5 protein-coding genes are annotated in these 6,027 nt (G+C 61.4%); all 5 read left to right on the top strand.

Going from position 1 to position 6,027, the window contains the following annotated elements; translation table 11 throughout:
* Nucleotides 1–303 (top strand): LysR substrate-binding domain-containing protein (locus ABN482_RS11805; RefSeq protein ID WP_349504175.1); only part of this gene is annotated, 303 nt, incomplete at its 5' end.
* 120 nt (nucleotides 304–423) lie between these two features.
* Nucleotides 424–2,139: an SEL1-like repeat protein gene (locus tag ABN482_RS11800; RefSeq protein ID WP_349504174.1), complete on the top strand. Its 1,716-nt coding sequence runs from the start codon at nucleotides 424–426 to the stop codon at nucleotides 2,137–2,139.
* A gap of 57 nt (nucleotides 2,140–2,196) precedes the next feature.
* Nucleotides 2,197–2,739, top strand: a complete 543-nt coding sequence (locus tag ABN482_RS11795; RefSeq protein ID WP_349504173.1) for a sigma-70 family RNA polymerase sigma factor — start codon at nucleotides 2,197–2,199, stop codon at nucleotides 2,737–2,739.
* Entirely contained in the window at nucleotides 2,736–3,707 is a 972-nt protein-coding gene (locus tag ABN482_RS11790; RefSeq protein WP_349504172.1) for a FecR domain-containing protein, read from the top strand. The genes ABN482_RS11795 and ABN482_RS11790 overlap by 4 nt, the downstream gene beginning before the upstream one ends.
* Before the next feature lie 86 nt (nucleotides 3,708–3,793).
* Nucleotides 3,794–6,027 (top strand): TonB-dependent siderophore receptor (locus ABN482_RS11785; protein WP_349504171.1); only part of this gene is annotated, 2,234 nt, incomplete at its 3' end.

Below are 6,027 nucleotides of genomic sequence, written 5' to 3'. Positions count from 1 at the left end.
ACGGTGATTCGGATCGCAGGTCCGCTGGTCACGGATGATGCGCAAAGCCTCGTCCAGGCAGCCGCTTCCGGTGCCGGCATCGCAATGGTGTCCGACTGGCTGGCCGGCCCGGAACTGTGCAGCGGCCGCCTGGTGCCGGTGCTGGCCGGTTATCCCGTGGAGAACAGCGAGACGGTTTACCTGGTGCATCCCTCCGCACGATTGGTTCCAGCCAAGACGCGGGCATTCGCAGACTGGATCGTGGGAGAGCTTGGCAGCAGGCCGTGGCTGAGCAGGGTGTCAGATGATGCGGCCCTTTGTTGACTGATCAAGGTTGAAGCGTCTGATCAACGTCTGACGAACAGAAACAGTCCATTCTGCTTCCGTCACCTCCGAAATCCACCAGAAGCCCAGCGTAAATGCCGGGCTTTTTGCTGTTCAGCGTTGTTCGCCGAACTCCAGCAAAAAAGCGGGCGTATTGATGGATATGCCCTGAATGGGATGGCAGTAACATTTGTCCACTGCATCACAAGGCATCAAAAATTCAATATGAAAAATATATTCCGCAGAATCGCCGATACACTGCGCTGCCTCATGGGGCCATCTGGCAAAAATGACGACAATCCTGATGCGCAGTATCAGCGAGGCCGGCGCTATGCGGATGGAAATGGCGTTGCCCAGGACTATGTGCAGGCCGCGCACTGGTACCGCAAGGCCGCAGAGCAGGGCCACGCCCTTTCCCAGGATGCCCTGGGCTGGCTGTACATGCACGGCCTGGGCGTGCCCCAGGATGATGTCCAGGCAGTGGCGTGGTGGCGCAAGGCTGCAGAGCAGGGCGATGCCCCTGCTCAATCCAGCCTGGCCTGCATGTACTCAACAGGTCGAGGCGTGACCCGGGATGATACGCTGGCCGTTGCCTGGTGGCATAAAGCTGCGGAGCAGGGATTCCCTATCGCTCAAAACTGGCTTGGTGGCCGGTATTTAAACGGGAGCGGCGTTGCGCAAGATGATGCTCAGGCTGTGATTTGGTGGCAAAAAGCGGCCGAGCAAGGGCATGTCATGGCTCAAATGGACCTCGGCAGCCTGTTCAGGCTTGGCAGGGGCGTGGCCCAGAGCGATGCTCAAGCCGTCGCCTGGTGGAGCCGGGCGGCGGCACAAGGTCATGCCGAAGCGCAATTGCATCTTGCCGATATGTATGCGGCCGGGCTGGGCGTTGAACGGGATGATGTTCAAGCAGTAGCCCTGTGGCGTCAAGCGGCCGAGCAAGGCAACGTGATCGCCCAGGCGAGTCTGGCGGCGTGTTACTCAAAGGGTGACGGCGTAGATCAGGACGATGCCCAGGCCGCCGCATGGTGGCACAAGGCGGCAGAGCAAGGCCATGCTGTTTCTCAGGCGAATCTTGGCGCTTTGTACATGGATGGTCGCGGGGTTGCTCAGGACGCAGAAAAAGCAGCCACCTGGTGGCGTAAAGCCGCCGAACAAGGCAACGAGCTGGCCCGGTCCAATCTCGATGCCCTGCAGATTCTCCAGCAGGGCGATGTGGATGAAGCGGTCGAGTGGTTGCGCGCCGCAGCCGAACAAGGTGACCCGGAAACCGGGGATGCCCTCCTGTTCGATGAGCGGCATCCTGCCGTGGGCGGCATCGAATCGCTGGTGCTGGATGGCACGACCTATTTTTTTGGATTCGACTTCAAAAGTGACCTGGTGCTGTCGCCGTTATTCGATGATATCGACGCGATGGCTGCGTATGCCAGCCGGTATATGCTGCAAACGGATGGCGCGCACGACGCGGCCTATTGGCGAGAGCTGGCTGCCGACGCTATCGAGGATTCGGCGCTTGCGTCCAGCCTGGAAGAGCGAACCTTCTCCAGTCATGCCCTGGCCTTGACGCTCGAAAAATTGCGCCATGCAGGCCAGAGCAATTCGACGGTGCCGGGTTTTTCGATAGAGCCTCATTTGCTCTATCTGCTTGAGGCAGCCGGCGGCTGGCGTGCAGACTGGAGCAATATCGAGGCGGACATTTGCAGCATCGCTGGCGAGGAGCCCCTGGCAGAAGGCGAGAGCGTGGCACAGGTCTCGCAACGCCTGCAAGCGCAGCTGAAGGAACTGGTCGAGCAAGCGCCAGGCAACTGGTCGGAGCGGTTCGCAGCACTGTCGTGATGGAAGTGAGAACTGATATTATAATCTTCTCATCTCTGATGTGGCGTGCATGCCCAAATGTCTCATTCCGGTATCGAGGAACTCTATCAGTCGCACTATGGCTGGCTGCGCACATGGCTGCAGCGCCGCCTGGACAATGACGGCGACGCTGCCGACCTGGCCCAGGATGCGTTCGTGCGCCTGCTGGTCACGCCACGCGGGTTCGACAGCCCTTGCGGGGCGCGGGCCTATCTGCGCACGATGGGCAAGCGGCTGTGCATTGACCTATGGCGTCGCCGCGAGGTCGAGCAGGCCTGGCGCGAGGCGTTGCGCCATGCGCAGGGCGTGGCACCATCGCCCGAGCAGCAGGCCATCGTGATCGAGACCTTGCTCGAACTGGGCAACATATTGCAGCGCTTGCCGGCCAAGGTCAGGGAGGCCTTCATCCTGGCACAGGTGGAGGGGCTCAAATACCGGGACGTGGCCGAGCGCCTGAATGTATCCGAGCGCATGGTCAAGAAATACATGGCGCAGGCGCTGGTGCATTGCGCGTTGCTCGAAGCCGATTTTCAGGACGCTCAGCCCAGGTGGTCGGGCATGGCTGCAGTACCGCAGGAATGACATCGGCCCAGGAGTGGCATCGTGTTCTGCAGGAAGCGGCAGACTGGTATGTGCGGTTGAGTGATGCGCCGCACGATGCGGCACAGCATGAAGCTTGGCGGCAATGGCTGCACAGCCAGCCCCTGCACCCTCTCGCCTGGGAAAAAATAAACAGTGTGGGCCAGCGCTTTGCCGGCCTGGGCGAGCAATCCGATTCGGTGTCCATGGCAAGCGGCTTGCGCCGGGCCGCAGCGCCGGGTCGTCGCCGTGCGATGGGTACGCTGGCCTGCCTGTTGACGGCGGGCGTGGGTGGGTGGCTGGTCTGGCGATATCCGCCGGTACAGGACCGACTGCTGGCCTGGCAGGCCGACAGTCAGACCGGCGTCGGCGAAATTCGCGAACTGCGTCTGCCGGATGGCAGCCTGCTTTGGCTGAATACTGCCAGCGCCGTGGATTTCGTGATGAGCGGGGATCAGCGATTGTTGACCCTGCATCAGGGCGAGGTTGTGGTCGAGACGGCACATGACAGTGCCCGGTCCTTCCTGGTTGCCACGCGTTTTGGCACGATGCAGGCTCTGGGGACGGTGTTCCTGGTACGCAAGGAGGCCGAGTCGGCCCATCTTGCCGTGCTGGAGGGTGCGGTTGAAATCCGTCTGGCCAGTACGGGTGAGCGCCGGATCATCGCTCAAGGCGGGCAGGTCGATGTCACCGCGGGCGGTATCGGCGCGGATGCTGCACTCGACCCTGCGCAGGCGGCCTGGCGCAATCGCGTGCTGGCGGTAGACAACATGCGGCTGGAAGATGTCCTGGTGCAGCTTTCGCGCTATCGGCGTGGTTATCTGGGCGTGCATCCGGACGTGGCCGACCTCAAGGTCATGGGAGCCTATCCGGTGCCCGATACCGACGCTGCACTGGAATTGCTGGCAGAGGCTCTGCCGATCCGGGTACAGCGCAGCCTGCCCTGGTGGGTCACGATAGAGCCGCGTTGAACGACGAGTTCCCTTTTTTCGTTTTCGTCCGTTCTGTATAGGGAAGGCGCTGCACAACGGCCGCGCCCGCAACCTTCGCGTCTGCCATGTCATCCCCTATTTTCTTTCGTCAATCCATCCTGCCTCGTGTCCTGGTCGCCAGCCTGATGGTGCCTGCGATATTCCCGTTGGCCGTGTCGGCGCAGCAGACTGCGTCGGCACCTTCGCAATTCGACATTGCAGCCGGCCCGCTCGGCCCGGCCCTGAATCAGTTTGCACAAATAGCGGGTATTTACCTGAGTGGTGCAGGCAGTCTCACCGAAGGGCGGCAAACGGCCGGCCTGCATGGCACCTACAGCATCGAACAGGGCCTGGCCATCCTGCTGGCCGATGCCAATCTGCAGGCACGTCGTACCGGGGAGGGGCGATATACCTTGCAGCCCAGGGCCGATGCAGCGACATTGGCCCCCATCATGGTGACGGCTGCTGATGCCCGGACGGACGGGGGCCTGAACGCCTTCGTGGCCAGCCAGAGCGGCAGCGCCGGCAAGGTGGAAGCCGAGCTGTTCGAAACGCCGCGTTCGGTCAGTGTGGTCACGCGTGCGCAAATGGAAGCGCGCGGTGCCATGAGCGTATTGGACGCCGTGACCTACACGGCCGGGGTAACGACGGGCAGCGCAGGCTTCGATCCTCGCTTCGATCAGATATCCATACGTGGTTTCCAGGTCAATATCAAAGGGGATTACCTGGATGGTCTGCGCCAGACGCCGGGTATCTACGCCACGCCGCGTACCGAACCCTATTTGCTCGAACAGGTGGATATCGTCAAGGGGCCGATGTCGGTACTGTATGGGCAGGGCACGCCTGGCGGCCTGATCAACCGGGTATCCAAGCGCCCGACCGACACGCCTGTGCGCGAGGTGATGGTGACGGGCGCTTCGCACGATCGCAAGCAGTTTGCGGTCGATATCGGTGATGACATCAATGAAAGCGGTACGGCGCGCTTTCGGGTCACGGGTCTGATCCGGCGTGGCGAGTTTGACCGGCAGATCAACGATGACAGGGATGTGCTGGCCCCGGTATTCGATTTTCAGCTCAGTGACAAGACGACGCTGACGGTGCGCGGGCAATACATGAAGGATGATACCGATGGCGGGGTCGGGACGTATGTCGATAATGGCCGGCCGACCAGCATGCGCATCAGCGATCCTGACTACGATTATCAGCGACAGACGGAATACCAGTTTGGCTACGAACTGGTGCATCGCTACAGTGATGCCCTGACGCTGAGCCAGCACCTGCGCTACAGCGACCTGGACATGAAGGTACGTTATCTGGACAACGCCGGCTTGCGACCGGGGACGCGCATCCTCGAACGCTCGGCCTGGTCTGTCGGCAGCAAGGTGGAAAGCCTGGTGGTGGATAACCGTGTGCTCCTGAATTTCCAGACGGGCGGGATCGACAATCAGTTGCTGGCGGGCTTCGACTATCAACGGGTCAACTGGAACAATCGTATCGGTTTGCTGACCAGCGGTGTGCCGCCGCTCGATCTGGACAATCCGCAGTATGGCAATGTCTCCTTGCCGACACCCGACTACAACCTGGTCTCGGTCAAGCAGCGCGATGACCAGCTTGGCTACTATCTGTCCCATCAGGCCAGCATCGGCAATTGGAGGCTGAATCTGGGGGGGCGCTACGATGTCGTGCATCAACGCAACCAAAACGTCCTGGCGGGCGGCAGTGTGCTGCGCAAGAAAGACGATGCGTTCACCTGGCAGGCTGGCGTGCTGTACCTGAGCGAGAGTGGTTTTGCACCGTATCTGAGCTATGCCACTTCGTTTACGCCCAACAGCAAGCTGAATGCACAGGGCACGCCGCTGGATCCGACGCGCGGCTCGCAGATCGAGGCCGGGGTCAAATATCAGTTGCCCGGTCAGCGCAGCCAGATCACGCTGGCGGCCTACCAGATCGATGAAAAGGATGCCGTGCGGGACGTGCCGGGCACCGCATATTCGGAGCTGGCCGGCAAGCTGCGTTCGCGAGGTGTAGAACTCGAGGCATTGGCCGAGCTGGATGACGGACTCGATCTGATTGCCTACTACAGTTATCACCGCAGCCAGGTACGGGCCAGCAACAATCCTGCCGAAGTCGGCAAGACCCCGAGCCGCCAGCCGCGCCATACTGCCGGAGCATGGCTGGATTATCGCTTGCAGCAGGGGCCGCTGGCAGGGCTGGGTTTCGGGGCCGGTGCGCGCTATGTGGGCAGCAGCTATGGCGACACGCTCAATACCATGCATAACCAGGCCTCGACGCTGGTCGATCTGGCAGTCAGCTATGACTT

The organism is Corticimicrobacter sp., from assembly GCF_040137905.1.
Lineage (GTDB): Bacteria > Pseudomonadota > Gammaproteobacteria > Burkholderiales > Burkholderiaceae_B > Corticimicrobacter.
This window is presented reverse-complemented; position numbering and strand designations above follow the sequence as displayed.